The following is a 17482-nucleotide window of genomic DNA, read 5'->3' as shown; positions in this document are numbered from 1 at the left end:
CCGGCCCGCGTCCCGTGACGATCGCGAAACGCCCCTTGCGGCGGGCGGGATGTCGCGGCTTGTACGGCAAAACCGAACTTCTGTAAATACGAATATTTTTTCCGGCCTCTATCGACCCAGCGCTGGGGTGTTTTGCCCGTCGGGCGGCACAACGGATGGTAGGCGAGGCAGGCGGCCTGGCTCGGAACTCGCCGGCGAGATGTCGATTACCCGTACAGCACCCGCGGCAGGATCGTGACGATGCCGGGCCACAGCGTCAGCAGCAGCACGAAGCCGATCATGATCATCAGGTACGGCATCGTGACGCGCGCGATGTAGCCGAGGCCGTCGTCGGTCAGGCCCTGGATCACGAACAGATTGAAGCCGACCGGCGGGGTGATCTGCGCCATCTCGACGGCGAGCACCAGGAAAACGCCGAACCAGATCTCGTCGAAGCCCGCCCCCTTCACGATCGGCAGCACGATCGGCAACGTCATCACGATCATCGAGAAGCCGTCAAGGAAGCAGCCGAGGATCAGGTAGAAGACGACCAGCACGACGATCAACATAAAGGGCGACAAGCCAAGCGCCTTGACGAAGGCGGCGACCGCCTGCGGGATGCCGAGGAAGGCCGCGGCATTGCCGAGCATCGAGGCCCCCAACACGATCAATGCGATCATCGAGCAGGTGACGATCGAGCCGATCAGCACGTCGCGCATCACCTGCTGCGACATCGCGCCCTGCGCCCAGGCCACCAGCGCCGCGCCGAGCACGCCGACGGCGGCGGCTTCCGACGGCGTGGCGAGCCCGCCATACATCGAGCCGAGCACGCAGGCGATCAGGAACAGCGCCGGCGCGAGATCCTTCAACGCCGCGAAGCGCTCGCTCCACGGCACCTGCGAAAGCTTGGCTTCAGTCTCCGGCACCATCGTGCGATTGAGACTCGTGTGCAGCATCACCCAGGCCATGAAGGTGGCGGCGAGCAGGAAGCCCGGCAGCACGCCAGCCGTGAACAGCTTCAGGATCGAGACGTCGCCGAGCACGCCGTAGATGATCATGATGTTGGACGGCGGAATCAGGAAGCCGAGCGTACCGGCACCGGCGAGCGAGCCGATTGCGATGTCGCGCGAATAGCCGCGGCGCAGGAGCTCGTTGAGCGACATGCGGCCGATCACCTGCGTGGTCGCGGCCGAGGAGCCGGAGATCGCCGCAAAGATGGTGCAGCCGATCACGTTGACATGCAGCAGGCGGCCGGGCAGCAGACCGGCCCATGGCGCCAGCCCCTGAAACAGCGAGCGCGACAGGCGGGTGCGAAACAGCAATTCCCCCATCAGGATGAAGAGCGGCAGCGCCAGCAGCTCCTGCGTGGTCAGGATGTTCCAGGCGTATTGCGGCAGCAGCTTGTCGAGCGGGATCGAACGGAACATCGCGAGCAGCAGCGTCGCGGTGAGCGCAAGCGTCAGGCCGATCCATACGCCGCACGCCAGCAGCGCAAACAGCATCGCAAACAGGGCAACGACTTCGATGGTCATGCGATCTTGAATCCGGCTGCGGGCACGGCGGTCATTCGACGGGCGAGGCTTTCATGCGGTGATCCTCCAGCGGCAGGCCGAGCGCGGCCTGGATCGCGCGCGCCAGGAACTGGAGCGTGAGCAGCAGCATGCCGAAGGTGACGACGGCTTCCGGAAACCACAGCGGCGTATCGCTGGAAGTCGAGACCTGGCCGCGCGTGTAGGCGGCGAAGGCGAACTTCGCCATGGCCGAGGTCAGGAACGCCATGAAGGCGAAGCCGGCCGCCGCCGAGAGAATCTCGAGCGCGCGCTGCACCGGAACCGGCACGTTCTTCAGCAGCAGCACGACGCGGATGTGGCCGCCGACGCGCAAGGTCATGGCCGCACCGAAGGTGAACGACGCCGCCATCAGATAGGACGAATATTCCCACGCGATCGACATCGTCGGCGGGAAGAACGGCAGGAAGTTCGACAGGAAACGGGTGGCAACCTCGCACAGCATCAACAGGGTCAGCATCAACAGGCAGAAGCCGCCGATCCACCCGTCGAGCCGGCCGAGACGATCGATGCCGTCGAGCAGGATGCGCAGCGGCGCTGGTGCCGCTGCGTTGAGGCTCTGCGGTGCTTCGGACGAAACGCTCACCACGCCTCCGCCCTCAGCCGCGCTTCATTTCGGCGAGATAGGCCCGCACCGGCTTGTCGGCCGCCGGCACGCGCTTGAGGAAGGCATCCAGCTGCGGCGCGGTCTTGGCGCGGATGTCCGTCATCATCGCGTTCGAGACCGGCACCACCTCCATGCCGCCCTCCTTGAGGCGGTTGAGGCTGTCGACGTCGGCCTTGAGCGAGTTCGCCCAGAAGCCCGGCTCCATCTTTGCGGCAATGTCCGCGACGAGCTTCTGCTGATCGGCGGGAAGCGCCTTCCAGGAATCGAGATTGACGGTGAGCATCTGCGACGACCAGACGTGGTTGGTCGGATAGACATACTTCAGGAATTCCCAGAACTTGCCGTCGACGCCCGACACCGACGAGGTGGAGACGCCGGCGACCGCGCCGGAGGCCAGCGCGGGAATGGTTTCGCCCCAGGGGATCATCACCGCCGCCATGCCGATCGCATTCAGCATCTCGACCGCATTCTTGTCGGGCACGCGGATCTTGATGTTCTTCAGGCCCTCGACGTCGGCGACCTTCGCCTTGAGGTGCAGATATTGCGTCGGCCACGGCACGATGTAGAGGATCTTCTGGTTGTTGCGCGCGGCAATCTTCTCGTATTCGGGCCGCACGTATTTGTGCAGCACCTTCAACTCGTCGACCGAGCCGCAGAGGAACGGGATGCTCTCGACGCCCATGAAGGGCTCGTCGCCGACCTGCTGGATGTTGAGAACGTCGGCAAGCGGCACCAGGCCGTCGCGCACGGCGCGCAAATGCTCGGGCCCCTTGAAGCCGAGCTGGCCGCCGGCTTTCACGGTGATCGCGACCGAGCCGCCCGTCTGCTTCTTCACCTCCTCGGCGAAGGCCATCGCGTTCTGGGTATGGAAATTGCCGTCGGGCCAGACCGTCGACATGTCCCAGCTCGTCGTCGCCGCCCGCGCACGGGTCGAGATATGGCCTGCGGCGAGCAGCGTCGCTGCGCCCGCGGTGAAGTTCCGTCGCGTGATCATTGCACCCCTCCGTTGATCCAAGCGCGCCGACACGTCAGCGCGCGTACCCATAAACTGCAGCCGCGTTCGCGGCGGACACGAGCCCGCTGTCGATATCGTCCTTGACCGCCGCACGCTCGCGCGTCGCGGGATCGCCGATGCCGGCGCCGCCGGGCGTCAGCACCACCAGCCGGTCGTCCGGCGGCACCTGCTGGAAGCCCTTGCCGCGCAGCTTCTTGCCGGACTTGAGGCCGACATAGCCGGCCTCGCCGTTCTTGCCGCCATCGCGGCCGCGCGGCGGATGATCGATGCGGTCGAATGCCGCCAGGATGTCGAACGGCGCGTCGACGCCGCTGCCGACCTCGATGATCTGGCCGAGACCGCCGCGGGTGCGCCCCGCCCCGCCGGAATCCGGACGCAGCTCCTTGCGCCAGAAGATCAGCGGCGTCTGCGTCTCGGCAATCTCGACCGGGGTGCCGCGCACACCGCTGGGATACGCGGTGGCCGACAGCCCGTCCTTGCCGAAGCGCGCACCGGTGCCGCCATTGGAGGTCACCGCCATCGAGAACCCGTAATTGCCGCCGACGCCGCTGCGCGTCTGGCCGCGGACGTTGAGATTCCACAGGCACGAGGTACCTTCCGCCGGCACGCGCTCCGGAATGATCTGGCGCAGGCAGCCGAACACCACGTCGGGCAGCATCTGGCCGATGATGTGCCGCGAGGCGACCGGCGCGGGCTTGGGCGCATTGAGGATCGCACCCGCCGGCGCCGACACCGTCAGCGGCGAAAGCGAGCCGGCATTGTTAGGAATCTGCGAGGCGACCACGCAGCCAAGGCCGAACACGGTGTAGGCGGTGGTGTAGGACAAGGGCACGTTGATGCCGAACTTCGAGGCCGCGGATGTGCCGTCGAAATCGACGTGGATGCCCGCATCCGAGATCGTCAGCGTCGCCGCCAGCGTCACCGGGGCATCATAGCCGTCGACCACCATGGTGTTGCGCCAGCTGCCCTTCGGCAGCTTCGCGATCTCGGCCAGCACGGCCTCGCGCGAGCGATCGCAGATATAGTCGCCGAGCTCGTCGAGCGTGTCGATGCCGAACTCGGTCATCATCTCGACCAGGCGCTCGCAGCCGACGTCGTTGCAGCCGGCGAGCGAATAGGTGTCCCCCTCCGTATCGATCGGCAGCCGCGTGTTGGTGCGGATCATCGCCATCAGCGTCTCGTTGACGACGCCCTGGTCGATCAGCTTCAGCATGGGGATGTAGAGCCCCTCCATGAACACGTCGGTGGCGTCGGGGCCGAAGCCGATGCCGCCGATGTCCATGAGATGGCTGGTGCAGGAGAACAGCGCCACCGGCTTGCCGTCCTTGAAGCAGGGCGTGGTGACGACGAAGTCGTTGAGATGGCCGGTCCCCATCCAGGGATCGTTGGTGATATAGGCATCGCCCTCCTTCATCGTCTCGATCGGAAAGTGGGCGATGAAGTGCTTGACCGATTCCGCCATCGAGTTGACGTGGCCGGGCGTGCCGGTCACCGCCTGCGCCAGCATACGGCCCTTGAGATCGAACACGCCGGCCGAGAGGTCGCCGCATTCGCGCACGATCGGGCTGAAGGCGGTGCGGAGCAGCACCTGCGCCTGCTCCTCGACCACGGCGATCAGCCGGTGCCACATGATCTGAAGGTCGATCAGGCTCGCGCCATTTGCCTTGCTCATGATCAGGCCGCCTTTCGTTCCATGACGATGCTGCCGGCACCGTCGATATGGGCGTCAAAATTGGTGGAGACGAAGGTGGAGGTCTCGTCTTCCGCGATCACGGCCGGACCCGCGATGGTCGCGCCCGGTGCCATGTCCTCGCGGCGATAGAGCGGAATCTCGATCACCTCGCCTGCCCGGCCGTCGAAGAACCTCCGGCTGCCGACGGCCTTGCCCGCCGGCTTGCGAGCGACGGCTGCGACCGCGGGCGGATTGCGCGCGTCCGTGGTCGCCAGCACCGACCAGCTCAGCACCTCGATCGCGGCGCCCGGAATCGACCGCTCGAACATCGCCGCATAATCGGCCTCGAACTTCCGGCGCAGGCCGGCGAGATCGGCCGCCGTCAGCCGCCGGTTCGGCAACTCGACGGAGATCTCATGGCCCTGACCGACATAGCGCATGAAGGCGGCCCGACGTTCGCGCACCGGCGCACCCGCCGCGCCAGGCTCAACCAGCGCGCGCGCTTCGGTCACCATGTCGTCCAACAGGTCGGAGACCGCCTCGGTGTCGAAATCGTCGAGCCGGACGTGGCGGCTGCGCACCAGCTCGTAGGCGATCGGCGCGGCCAGGAAGCCGACGGCCGAGCCGACGCCGGCATTCGACGGCACGATCACCCGGGAGACGCCGATCTTCTCGGCGACACGCGCCGCATGCAGCGGCGCAGCACCGCCGAAGGCGATCAACGTATGTTGGCCGACGATTTCGCCGCGCTCGACCGCATGGACGCGCGCCGCACTCGCCATGTTCTCGCAGACGACCTCGTGCACTGCATAGGCCGCGGTTTCCGCGGACAGGCCGAGCGGCTCGCCGACATCGCGCAGCAGCGCCTGCTTCGAAAGCTCGGGATCGAGCTTGATGGTGCCGGCCGCGAACGCGTCGGGATCGATCATGCCCAGCGCAACATCCGCATCCGTCACCGCCGGACGCTGGCCGCCGCGACCGTAACAGGCGGGGCCAGGCTCCGACGAGGCGCTCTCCGGGCCGACAGTGACGCGCTTCATGGCATCGACATGGGCGATCGAACCGCCGCCGGCGCCGATCTCGACCATCTCGATCACGGGAATGCGCACCGGCAGGCCGGAGCCCTTGAGAAAGCGCGCGGCGCGATCGACCTCGAACACGCGCGACGTCTCGGGCTGGTACTTCTCGATCAGACAGATCTTTGCGGTGGTGCCGCCCATGTCGAACGATAGCACCTTGCTCTCCGAGCCTTGCCGCGATCTGCGCCGCGAAGATCGCGCCGCCGGCGGGGCCGGATTCAACGAGGCGCACCGGAAAGCGCCGCGCGGTCTCGATCGACGTGACGCCGCCACCGGAGGTGACGAGGTAGATCGCGCCACGGAACTGCTCGACCTGCAAGGCGTCGGCCATGCGGGCGAGATAGCCATCGATCAGGGGTTGCACATAGGCATTCGCAACCGCAGTCGATGTGCGCTCATACTCGCGAATCTCCGGACAGACGGCGGAGGACACGGTCACGGAGACGCCGGGCATCTCCTCGGCCAGGATCGCGGCGGCACGTCGCTCATGCTCGGGATTGGCGTAGGAGTGCAGGAAGGCGATAGCGACGCTCTCGACGCCCAGCTCGCGCAGCTTCGGCGCGAGTGCGCGTACCGACGCTTCGTCAAGCGGGAGGCGGACGGCGCCGTGGGCGTCGACCCGCTCGGGAACAGTAAAACGCAGGCTGCGCGGCGCCAGGGGCCTCGGCTTGTCGATGCTGAGATCGTACTGGTCGTAGCGGCTCTCGGTGCCGATATCGAGCACGTCGCGAAAGCCTTCGGTCGCAATCAGGGCGGTCTTGGCACCCCGGCGCTCGATGATCGCGTTGGTCGCCAGCGTCGTGCCGTGAATGAAGACATCGATGTCGCTGATATGTGCACGCGCGTCGGCGAGAATGAGACGCATGCCGTCGAGCACCGCCTGCTCGGGCCGCTGCGGCGTCGTCAGCAGCTTGCGCGTCTTGCGGTCGTGACCCACGTCCAGCACGATATCCGTGAACGTCCCACCGATATCGACGGCAAGCCGCACCTCGGCTCCCTCAAGCATTCCAAATTCTCCGTGCTGGTCGTCAAAGACTTGCGAGCGAAAACGCAGCAATTCCCGTGCCATGAGGCATGCAGGAACGCGCGCCCGGCTATTTTGCGCGGCACCTATGCAATAGGCAAGGCGTGATCGCCGCTCGTGAGATCAGAGCAGGAATGCAAGCGCCGTCTCGCAGCGCTCCTCGACCTTGAGCGTCAGGAGATCATCGGCGCGGGTGCGGCCGAGATTGACTGCCGCGATCGGAATGTTGCGCTGCGCTGCCGCCTTTACGAAGCGGAAGCCGGAATAGACCATCAGCGACGAGCCGACGATCAGCATGGCGTCGGCCTGCGCCAGATGATCCTGCGCTGTGGCGACGACGTCGCGCGGCACGTTCTCGCCGAAAAACACGACGTCGGGTTTGAGGATGCTGCCGCAAGTTTCGCAGGGAGGCACCTGGAAGGACGAGAAATCCTCGTGCTCCAGATCGGCGTCGCCATCAGGAGCATCGGCCGCATCGAGCGTCAGCCATTGCGCATTGGCGCGGCCGAGCGCATCCTGGAATTCGCTCCGCGGCGTCTTGCGGCCGCAGCCCATGCAACGAACGAGATCGAGTCGACCGTGCAGGTCGATCACCTGGCGGTGGCCGGCGGATTGATGCAGCCGATCGACGTTCTGGGTCAGCAGCATCCCGCACCGTCCGTTCGCCTCGAGGCCGGGCCAACGCATGATGCGCGTCGTTCGGCTTGGCCTGACCGAACCGCCGCCAGCCGATCAGGCTGCGTGCCCAATAGCGCCGCCGTGTATGCTCGTCCGACATGAAAGACTGGAAGTTGACCGGCTGGGTCCGCTTCCAATTGCCATGGCTGTCGCGATAGTCGGGAATGCCCGAATTGGTGCTGCAGCCGGCGCCGGTCAGCACGAACAGTCTTTCGTGCCGGTCGATGAAGTGCTGGAGCTGCGGGTTTGACATGGCCCCTATGTAGTCTGCGCGCCGCGGTCTTGCCAGATCAATGCCGCCGCTCGTGGCGGCCTGCGATAACCGATGGGCGGGATCGCTCCGGGTCCGCCTTGCGCGCGGCCTGCTGCAGCGTCAGCCGGAATTCGTCCCGCTTCTCGTGCACCGAGGCGATCGCGGGCCCGACCGCAACCCCGAGGCCGACCAGCGCCGCCTCGGAAAGCTGCAGGCTTGCCTCGATGGTTTCGGGCACCGCATCGGTTGCGCCGATCGCATAGAGGTGGCGGGCATGCTCGGCATCCCGCGCACGTGAGACGATCAGCACGTCCGGGCGCACCGCGCGGATCCGCTCGACGATGGCATCGATCGCCGGCCGCGACTGGATGGTGATGATCACGCCGGTCGTCTGCATCAGGCCACACGCCTCGAGGAAGCCCGGCTCCGTCGCATCGCCAAAATAGACCTTGTGACCGTCGCGGCGGTCGCGTGCCACGGCGACCGCCTCGTGATCAACCGCGATGTAGTTCAGGCCGTGGCCTGTCAGCAGCGAACAGACGACCTTGCCAACGCGGCCATGGCCGACCACGATGGCCTGCGCCCGGTCGCCGGGCGGCCGAACTGCCAGTTCAGGATCTGGCGAGCGCTCGCGGCCCAGCTTCGCGGCCAATCGTCGCCCGAGCATGCCCAGGAGCGGCGTCAATGCCATCGTCACGGCGGTGACGGCAACGGCAAAGCTCGACACACCGGGCTCGATCAAGCCGCCGGCCGCCGCCATTCCGATGCTGACGAAAGCGAATTCGCCGACTGGACCCAGCAGGAATCCGATCTCGATCGCCGCGGACCATGACAGCCTGAAGAGGCGGCCCAGGATGATGAGCACGATCGCCTTGCCGACGAGAATACCGACAACGGCGGCGAGCAGCCAACCCGGCTCGCGCAGGAACACGCGAAAGTCGATGGCCATGCCGACGGTGAAGAAGAAGATGCCGAGCAGCAGGCCCTTGAACGGCTCAACGGTGGCCTCGATGGCTTTGCCATACTCCGTTTCCGCCAGCATCAGTCCTGCAACGAAGGCTCCGAGCGCCATCGACAGGCCGGCCTGGTGCGCGGCCAGTCCTGCGCCGACGATGACGAACAGGGTTGCGGCGACAAACAACTCGGTCGAATGGGTGCCCGCAACCATCTGGAACAGCGGACGCATCAGCAGCCGTCCGAGCAGAATGAGGACAGCGACCGCCAGCGCGGCCTTCAGGATTGCGCTGGAGATGTGCGCCAGGACGGAGCCGCCGCTATCTGCGCCGAGCACCGAGACAAAAACCAGAATCGGAACCACCGCGAGATCCTGGGCAATCAGCACCGCGAAGCTGGCGCGCCCGGTCGTGGTCGCAAGCCGCTTCTCGCCGGACAGAAGCTCGAGCACGATCGCGGTAGAGGACAGCGCAAGGCTGGCGCCGAGGACGACGGCCATATCGGAGCTCTGCCCGGAGAGAAGCGCCACGCCGAATATCATCGCGGACGTCACCAGCACCTGCAGGCCACCGAGCCCGAACACCAGACGCCGCATCGTGACGAGCCGCCGGAAAGACAGCTCGAGGCCGATCAGGAAGAGCAGGAACACGATGCCGAGATTGGCGATGCCCTCGACGTTCTGCGCGTCCGTCACCGTAAACCAGTACAGGAACGGGATTTCTCGAACCAGCGAGCCGAGCCCGAGCGGACCGAGAATGGCGCCGGCGCCGAGATAGCCCAGCACCGGATTGATGCCCCAATGGCGGACAATTGGCACCACGACGCCGGCGGTGCCGAGGACCACCAGTGCGTCACTATAGGCGTTGATGTTGATGGATGTGGTCACGAGCCCGTCTTGTGTCGGCGCTTGCCAATAACGGCCGCGTCGTCCACGGTCGATAGCACACGGCGCCGCAGCCCCCAACCCGTCCTGATTTCTCCGCGGGCACTGGCGGCCGCCGATGCGCGTGGCCAAGGCTGACGTTCAGCTTGCCCAATTCTCCCGGAATTCGGGGAATAGCGTCAGGCCCCCGCAGGCATAGAGGGTCTGTCCGGTGATGTAGCTCGCATCCTCCGAGGCGAGGAAGGCGAACACGGCGGCGATCTCCTCCGGCGTACCGACGCGCCCCATCGGAATGTGGCTGGTGACCACGCCGCGCTTTTCGGGGTCGCCGGTCCAGGCGGCATTGATCGGCGTATCGATCGCGCCGGGCCCGACAGCATTGACGCGAATGCCGCGGCCGGCGAATTCGAGCGCCAGCGTGCGCGTCAAACTGGCCATGCCGCCCTTGCTGATCGAATAAGCGAGATAGCCGGGCTTCGGAATGATCTGGTGCACGCTGGAGCAGTTGATGATGCTGCCGCCGCCGCCGCGCTTGACGAAATGCGCGAGCGCCTTCTGCGCGCAGAGCACGGCGCCGTTCAGGTTGACGTCGATGATGCGGCGATAGGTTTCGACGTCGAGCGCCTCGCTCGGCGATTCCTGCTGGAAACCGGCATTGTTGACGAGACAATCGAGACGCTTCCAGCGCGAAAGGATCGCCTCGAACATCGCAGCGATGTCCCGCTCGTCGCCGACATTGGCCTTGACGATGCAATGATCGGGCTCGCCGTGGCCGCGCTCGCTCGAAGCTGCCCGAGCGAGCGCGAGCGTCTCCTCCGCCCGCTCGTCGTTCTCGAAATAATTGACGGCGACGGTCGCGCCTTCCTGCGCGAGCCTGACGGCGACGGCGCGGCCGATGCCCTGTGAGGCGCCGGTCACCAGCGCATATTGGCCGACGAGGCGCGAGGGAAACGAAGTCGAGCGATCGGGTTGCGGCATGGGTTCTCTCCGGAATGCCTCATCATCGACGGGAGGCGCTTTTTGTTCCATCCCTACCGCGCATTTCATTCCGCACGGCGCGCGAGTGGCGAGGTCAGAATCTGGTAGAGAATGATGGCACCGAAGGTTGCGGTGCCGATTCCGCCGATCGTGAACGCACCGAATTTGAGCGTGAGATCGCCTGCGCCCGCGGTCAATGCCACGGCGACGGTGATCAGGTTTGCAGGATTTGCAAAGTCGACCTTGTTCTCGACCCAGATCCGGCCCGCCATCGCCGCGATCAGTCCGAACAGCACGATCGAGAGGCCGCCGATGACCGGTCCCGGGATCGACAGGATCAGCGCGCCGAACTTCGGCGAGAAGCCGAGCAGGATGGACACGAGGGCCGCGAAGGCGAACAGCAAGGTCGAATAGACCTTCGTCGCCGCCATGACGCCGATATTCTCGGCATAGGTGGTGACGCCGGTGCCGCCGCCGCTGGCGGCGACGATCGTCGCGAGGCTGTCGGCGAACAGGGCGCGGCCGAGATAGGCGTCGAGACTGCGGCCCGTCATGGCGCCGACGGCCTTGATGTGGCCGAGGTTCTCGGCGACGAGGATGATCGCGACCGGCGCGATCAAGAAGATGGCATCGGCCTGGAACGTCGGCGCGGTGAAGTTCGGCAGGCCGAGCCAGGGCGCGGCCGAAAGCGGGGTAAAGTCGATCGGCTTGCCGAAGCCGAGCCCGTTCGCGCACAGCAGATACAAGACATATCCGCCGATCGCGCCGAGGATGATCGGCAGCCTTCGCCAAAGGCCTGGAGCTGCAACGGCCACCACGCCGATGATCAGAACCGTCGCGAGCCCGATTGCCGTGTCGAAGGCGCCGGCGCTCACCGACTTGACCGCAACGGGCGCGAGATTGAGGCCGATGGCGGCGACCACCGCGCCGGTGACGGCCGGCGGCATCAAGCGCTCGATCCAGCCGACGCCCGACCACATCACGATCAGCGCGATCACTCCATACAGCACGCCGGCGCCGATGATGCCGCCGAGCGCGACCGAAATATTGGGATTCGGCCCCTGCCCGGCATAGCCGGTGGCGGCGATGACGACGGCGATGAACGCGAAGCTCGAGGCCGAGATAGCTGGGCACGCGCCCGGCGACGATGACGAAGAAGATCAGCGTGCCGATGCCCGAGAACAGCACCGCAACATTGGGATCAGATCCCATCAGCAGCGGGGCGATGATCGTGGAGCCGGACATCGCAACGCAATGCTGGAGACCGGAGACAATGGTCTGCCCCCAGGCCAACCGCTCCTCTGGCATGATCACGCCCGAGGTCTTGAGTTTCCACCGCGGAAAATAGCCTTGCGCTTGCCGGTCGGAGTCGGTTGCGTTCGCCATGTTCCCCCCAATTGCGGTGCAGCGATCGATCATCGTGCAAACAGGCAAATTGTGATTGTCGCTTCTGCGGCGGCCATCACATCGTGCAGGTCATGCAAGATCCAGATCCTGCAAGAATGTGTCCCGGGGCCACTCTATGACACCAGTCGCGATCCAGCCAGCCAGCGACCGCCGGCAGCAGCCCTGGTACAGGACCGTGCGCCCAGGTGATGATCGCGATCGCCGGCGACGCTGCTCTGGCGAAGACGACCGGTTCCCACGCGGTAGTTTCCCGGAGTAGAAAATTGGAACGGCACGCGTCACAATAATCGAATTGAGATCACGGATTGATACTCATTTTTTCCACCCGACGCGCTGGGGGCAGGGCGTCGGGTATTTGAGAATCACTGAAGAATCCAGACCGCCGAGCGGGATCAGACGATCCCGCCATCGATGCGGAGCGCCCTGGCGGCGACATCGATCCGTCGTGTAATCGCGATCGCCTGCAAGAACGCTTCGTCATGACTGACGACGAGCAGCGCGCCATCATAGGCCTGCAAGCCCGCTTCCACGGCTTCGATGGATTCGAGGTCGAGATGATTGGTCGGCTCGTCCAGGATCAGCAGCGACGGCGGCATCGGCCCGCCGAGCACGCAGGCCAGGCCCGCACGAAACATCTGCCCGCCACTCAAACTTCCCACGACCTGCAAGGCGGCATCGGCGCGGAACATGAACCGGGCCAGAGCGGCATGGCACTCGTTCGCGCCCGCCTTCGGGTTGAGACGGCGAAAATTATCCAGAATGGAGAGTCTCGGGTCGAGCAGACTGACTTTCTGATCGAACAGCGCGAAATCCGGCCTGACCCGCAGGATCCCTGAGAGTGGACGCAGCTCGCCCGCGATGAGTTTGAGCACCGTCGTCTTGCCGGAGCCGTTGGGCCCGACCAGCGCGACCCGCTCCGGTCCGACGACGGCGAACGAGAGATCGCGCAGGACCGGCTGCTCAGGTCGGTAGCCGGCGCTGACGCCCTCGAGCCAAAGCACCTCCCTGCCCGCCGGCAAGCCGGTCGCGGGCAACTTGACGGAGAGCGGCTGGAGAATCTCGATGCGCCGGCGCGCCGCGTCGGCGGCCTCGAGCGCTTCGGCGCGCTGCCGCTCGGCGATTTGCGCGGTCTTGCCGCCACTATCCTCGCTGCGATCCTTCCGCGCGCCGGCCAGGATGCGCGGCATGTCGCCCTTGGCGCGCTTCTTTCGGCCGCCGCTGTCCTTGCGCGCTTTCCTCTCCGCCGCCTGCCGCGCGTTCCCGTCGATCTCGGACAGGCGCTTCTCGGCGTGCGCGAGATCGTGCCTGACGGCAGCAAGCTCGACGGCTTTCTGTTCGCGAAACCTGCTCCAATTGCCGCCGTAGCGGGCAGCCCCAAGCGACGTCAGCTCGACGATCGCATCCATGGTCTCGAGCAGGCTCCGATCATGGCTGACCACGATCGCGCCGCCGCGCCACGCGGCCAGGAGATCGGTCAGGGCCTCGCGTCCGGCCTGGTCGAGATTGTTGGTAGGCTCGTCCAGCAGCAGGAAGTCCGGTTCGGCGAAGATCAGGGCCGCGAGCCGGACCCTCGTGATCTGACCGCCGGACAGGGACGACAGCTCCGTATCGGGAGATAGATCGAAGCCGAGGCGCGCCAGCGCAGCCGCCAGCCGAGCTTCGAGCGTCCAGTCGATCGCGGCGAGATCGTCGATCGCCGCGTCGCCCCGCTCGGCACGGCGCAGCAGCTCGAGCGCCGGCCCCACGCCGAACAGATCGGCCACGCTCGCCCCTGCGGGCAATTGCGCATCCTGGCGCAGCAAGCCGATGCTGCCGTTGACCAGAACGCGTCCGGAATGAGGAAGATGCTCCCCTGAGATCGACGCAAGCAGCGTCGTTTTCCCGACGCCGTTGCGGCCGACGAGACCGGTCCGCTCGGCCGCGAATGTCAGATCGAGGTTGGAGAGAAGAGAACGGCCGTCAGGCGTGGCCAGCGACAGGTTCGACAGAATGATGGAAGCAGGCATGGAAATCCCCGTGGGCAAGGCGGATGGGCTTTGCGGTCGGGGTCGAATCCATGGCTGCGAATTTCCTGATTGAGAGCCTCTAAGTATTCCCTTCGAAGGCCGATATCAAGGCGCGGCGCGATGAGGCGACAGCGTGAGAGGCGCTGTCGTCCCGTGTGGCAAGCGCGATCAGCCCTTCAGCGCGGTGACCACGACCTCGATCAGCGCGCCGCCACCGAGATCGGCAACGCCGACAGTGGCGCGGGTCGGCAGATTGTCGCCGAAGAACTCGGTCCAGGCCGCATCCATCTCCTTCTTCTTGGAGAGATCGGTGACGAAGATCGAGGCGCTGACGACGCGAGACTTGTCGGTGCCCGCCTCCTTCAGATAGCCGGCGATCTTGCCGAGGATATTGCGGGTCTGCTCGCCCATCGAGACTGACGTATCGTCGGCAATCGTGCCACCGAGGAAGACGAAGCCATTGGCCTCAACGGCGCGGTGCATGATGGGCGTGCGGATGCTGCGGGTGATGCTCATGATGTCCTCTTGTTAGAGCGTGGAAGGATGGAAGCGGTCGATGCCGAGATCGCTGATTCGGGTCTGGGTGCCGCCGTTGACGATCAGCTCGGCCATCACGGCGCCGGCGCCGGGGCCGAGCTGGAAGCCGTGCAGCGAGAAGCCGAACTGGTGATAGAGGCCCTTGTGACGGCTGCTCGGACCGAACACCGGAATATCGTCCGTCATCTTGGCCTCGATGCCGGCCCAGGCGCGGACGATGGAGGCGCTGCGCATCACCGGAAACAGCTCGAACACGGTCTGCGCGCTGGTCGCAAGACTCTTCCAGTCGAGCACGGTCTCGTTGCGGTCCTGATAGGGCCTCGCCAGATGGCCACCGCCGATCAGCACGGTGCCGTTCTTGAATTGCTTGAAGGAGAGCTTTCGCCCGCGCAGGATCACGACGGGATCGATGAAGTGCGGCACGCGCGAGGTGATCATCAGCATCGGCGCCACGGTCTCGACCGGAACGGGCTCGCCGAGATCTGCGGCGATCCTGCCGGCCCAGGCGCCGGCGGCATTGACCAGCACCGGTGCGGCAAAGACTTCCGTCCCGACGTCGACATGCCAGAGACCATCACGGTGCCGGATGTTGCCGGCCGCGACACCCTCGCGCATGATCGCACCCAACCGCTCGGCCTTGCGGCGGAATGCGGTCGTCGTCTGCGCCGGATTGGCGGCGCCGTCACGACGCGACACGATTCCGCCGGGACAGGTCTCGGCAACCGCGGGCACCAGACGACGTAGTTCAGCAGCGCCGATCAGTTCCTCGTGGGTGAAGCCCAGCGCGTTGAGCTCGGCCACGCGGGCGCGGCAAATCGCGAGTTCGTCCTCGTCCTCCGCGACCAGCACCTGGCCGTAGCTTTCGAAGCTGCAATCGTCGTCGACGAGATCTGCGATCTTCTCCCAGATTCCCATCGAACGGATCGAGAGCGGAATCTCGGGGATGTGCCGCGCGAGCTGGCGCACCCCGCCGGCATTGACGCCCGAGGCGTGGCGGCCGGCATAGTCCTTCTCGATCAGCACCGGCTTCAGGCCGGCGAGGCACAGATGCAGCGCAGTCGAGCATCCGTGGATGCCGCCGCCGACGACGATCGCATCCACGTTTTGGGTCATCCGCGAACCACCGCCTTGACGTCCGCCTCGCTCTTGGGAACGGCGGCGAGCTCGGCGAGCGTGATCGGCTTCACCGGCGCGCGCAGCCGGTAATAACCGATCTCCTGCGGCGTCTTTCCGCGCGCCTGCGCCATCAGCTCGGTGACGGTGAGGCCGCAGAGCCGGCCCTGGCACGGGCCCATGCCGGTGCGGCGGTAGGCCTTGAGCTGGTTCGGCCCGGTCGCGCCGATCGCGACGGAATCGAGGACGTCCTTTGCGGTGACCTCCTCACAGCGGCAGACGATGGTGTCGCCCGAGGAATCCGGAACTGCGGCGCAGGCCGGAACAGCGTGTCGAGGAAGACGCGGCCGCGCTCGGCCCTGGCGAGATCGGCGCGGAGCGTTGCCATCGGCGCGAGCTTCGCCGCAGCTGCGGGCGACAAGGCCTCCACCGCCGCGCGCGCTGCGATCCGGCCGCGCACCACGGCGGCGCTCGCACCGCCGATGCCGGCGCCGTCGCCGGCAATTGCGATGCCGGCGACCGACGAGCTGCCGCTCGCATCGAGCACCGGCGACCAGCACAGCTGCAGGTCGTCCCAGCGATGCTCGACGCCTGCCGCCATCGCGAGATTGACGTTGGGCACGACGCCTTGATGCAGCAGGAGCAGATCGGCGGAAATGGTTTCGCGCTTGCTGCCCGCGACATAGCTGACGCTGGCAAGCTGGCCGTCGCCAGCCGCCGCAAGCTCGGTGACGCCGGAGACGACCTGCACCTTTGCCTTGACCTCGCGCATCATCGACAGGCCCTTGGCGAAATAGGGCGAGGTCAAGAAGGCGAAGGCGTGCGGCAGCGCGGCGAAATAATTGCCGCGCTCGGTGGTGTCGAGGATGCGGTCGATGCGGCCGCCAAGGCGCAGGATCTGCGCGGCGAGCAGCCAGAGCAGCGGGCCCTGTCCGGCGATCACCGTGCGGCCGTCGGGCACCAGCGCCGAGGATTTCAGCATGGTCTGCGCCGCGCCTGCGGTCATCACGCCCGGCAGCGTCCAGCCGGAAATCGGAAACGGCCGCTCCAGCGCGCCGGTCGCCAGAATCACGCGCTTCGCCTTGACGAAGGCTGATGCGCCGGCGATGGAGACGGCGATCTCGAGGTTGCGGTCCAGGCTCCAGACGGTGGCACGATGGATCACCTCGGCGCCGCTCGCGCGCAGCGCCTGCACGAGATCGGCACCGACCCAATAATCGGCGCCGAGCTGGCTGCGGTCGGTCACGGGCGTGGATGCAATGGCGCGAAACACCTGGCCGCCGGGACCCGCATTCTCGTCGAGCAGCAGCGTCGAGAGGCCGGCTTCGGCCGAGGTCGCCGCCGCAGCAAGGCCGGCGGGCCCGGCGCCGATCACCACGACGTCATAGTCTTCACGCCTGGGAGCCACACTCATCTTCCGATCTCCCGCTTGCCCTTCTGGATCTCGATCTGCATGCCCTCGGCAACAGGCACCAGGCAGCCCTGACGGTTGCCGACGCCGTCGATCGTGACGAGGCAGTCGAAGCACACGCCCATCATGCAATAGGGCAGCCGCGGCGCGCCGCTCACTGCAGTGGCGCGCCGCGCGTCGACGCCGGAGGCCAGCAGCGCCGCGGAGACGGTGTCGCCCTGGCGCGCCGCGACGGCCACGCCATCGACGAAGATCTGCACCGGTGGGCGTTTGTCGTGCTCGGATCTCTTGAACATGGGATGCCTCGTGGCTCCTTGA

10 protein-coding genes and 4 pseudogenes are annotated in these 17482 nt (G+C 66.2%); all 14 read right to left on the bottom strand.

Annotated features, from left to right (window positions below):
• Positions 1-206: 206 nt before the first annotated feature.
• The gene (locus tag ACETMP_RS28605; protein WP_375158755.1) at positions 207-1511 is read right to left on the bottom strand and encodes a TRAP transporter large permease; all 1305 of its coding nucleotides are present in this window, start codon (positions 1509-1511) and stop codon (positions 207-209) included.
• A 31-nt stretch (positions 1512-1542) separates the two neighbouring features.
• The gene (locus tag ACETMP_RS28600) at positions 1543-2136 is read right to left on the bottom strand and encodes a TRAP transporter small permease subunit (RefSeq protein WP_375158754.1); all 594 of its coding nucleotides are present in this window, start codon (positions 2134-2136) and stop codon (positions 1543-1545) included.
• A 10-nt stretch (positions 2137-2146) separates the two neighbouring features.
• Complete coding sequence (locus ACETMP_RS28595; RefSeq protein ID WP_375158753.1) at positions 2147-3148, bottom strand: TRAP transporter substrate-binding protein; 1002 nt, start codon at positions 3146-3148, stop codon at positions 2147-2149.
• A gap of 34 nt (positions 3149-3182) precedes the next feature.
• Positions 3183-4841 carry a hydantoinase B/oxoprolinase family protein gene (locus ACETMP_RS28590; RefSeq protein WP_375158752.1) on the bottom strand — a complete coding sequence of 553 codons (1659 nt, stop codon included), beginning with the start codon at positions 4839-4841 and terminating at the stop codon, positions 3183-3185.
• 2 nt (positions 4842-4843) lie between these two features.
• Positions 4844-6926 (bottom strand): annotated as a pseudogene (locus ACETMP_RS28585) (hydantoinase/oxoprolinase family protein).
• Positions 6927-7067: 141 nt separating this feature from the next.
• A pseudogene (locus tag ACETMP_RS28580) lies at positions 7068-7875 on the bottom strand (NAD-dependent protein deacetylase).
• 37 nt (positions 7876-7912) lie between these two features.
• Entirely contained in the window at positions 7913-9715 is a 1803-nt protein-coding gene (locus ACETMP_RS28575; RefSeq protein WP_375158751.1) for a cation:proton antiporter, read from the bottom strand.
• Positions 9716-9853: 138 nt separating this feature from the next.
• Positions 9854-10690, bottom strand: coding sequence for an SDR family oxidoreductase (locus tag ACETMP_RS28570; RefSeq protein WP_375158750.1), 837 nt, complete (start codon positions 10688-10690; stop codon positions 9854-9856).
• A gap of 65 nt (positions 10691-10755) precedes the next feature.
• Positions 10756-12076: pseudogene (locus ACETMP_RS28565) on the bottom strand (solute carrier family 23 protein).
• 413 nt (positions 12077-12489) lie between these two features.
• On the bottom strand, positions 12490-14103 hold the full coding sequence (locus ACETMP_RS28560) for an ABC-F family ATP-binding cassette domain-containing protein (protein ID WP_375158749.1): 1614 nt from the start codon (positions 14101-14103) through the stop codon (positions 12490-12492).
• 168 nt (positions 14104-14271) lie between these two features.
• Positions 14272-14619, bottom strand: coding sequence for a RidA family protein (locus ACETMP_RS28555; RefSeq protein WP_028138431.1), 348 nt, complete (start codon positions 14617-14619; stop codon positions 14272-14274).
• 12 nt (positions 14620-14631) lie between these two features.
• Positions 14632-15753 carry an NAD(P)/FAD-dependent oxidoreductase gene (locus ACETMP_RS28550; RefSeq protein ID WP_375158748.1) on the bottom strand — a complete coding sequence of 374 codons (1122 nt, stop codon included), beginning with the start codon at positions 15751-15753 and terminating at the stop codon, positions 14632-14634.
• Positions 15750-17167 (bottom strand): annotated as a pseudogene (locus ACETMP_RS28545) (NAD(P)/FAD-dependent oxidoreductase). Before ACETMP_RS28545 ends, ACETMP_RS28550 begins: the two are co-directional and overlap by 4 nt.
• A complete protein-coding gene (locus ACETMP_RS28540; protein WP_375158747.1) occupies positions 17164-17460 on the bottom strand; it encodes a (2Fe-2S)-binding protein in 297 nt (98 codons plus the stop codon). The pseudogene ACETMP_RS28545 and the gene ACETMP_RS28540 overlap by 4 nt, the downstream one beginning before the upstream one ends.
• Positions 17461-17482: the final 22 nt, after the last annotated feature.

The sequence above is a fragment of the Bradyrhizobium dasycarpum genome (assembly GCF_042019905.1).
GTDB lineage: Bacteria > Pseudomonadota > Alphaproteobacteria > Rhizobiales > Xanthobacteraceae > Bradyrhizobium > Bradyrhizobium japonicum_B.
Note: the sequence above shows the minus strand (reverse complement) of the source record. Positions and strands in the feature narration are given on the sequence as shown.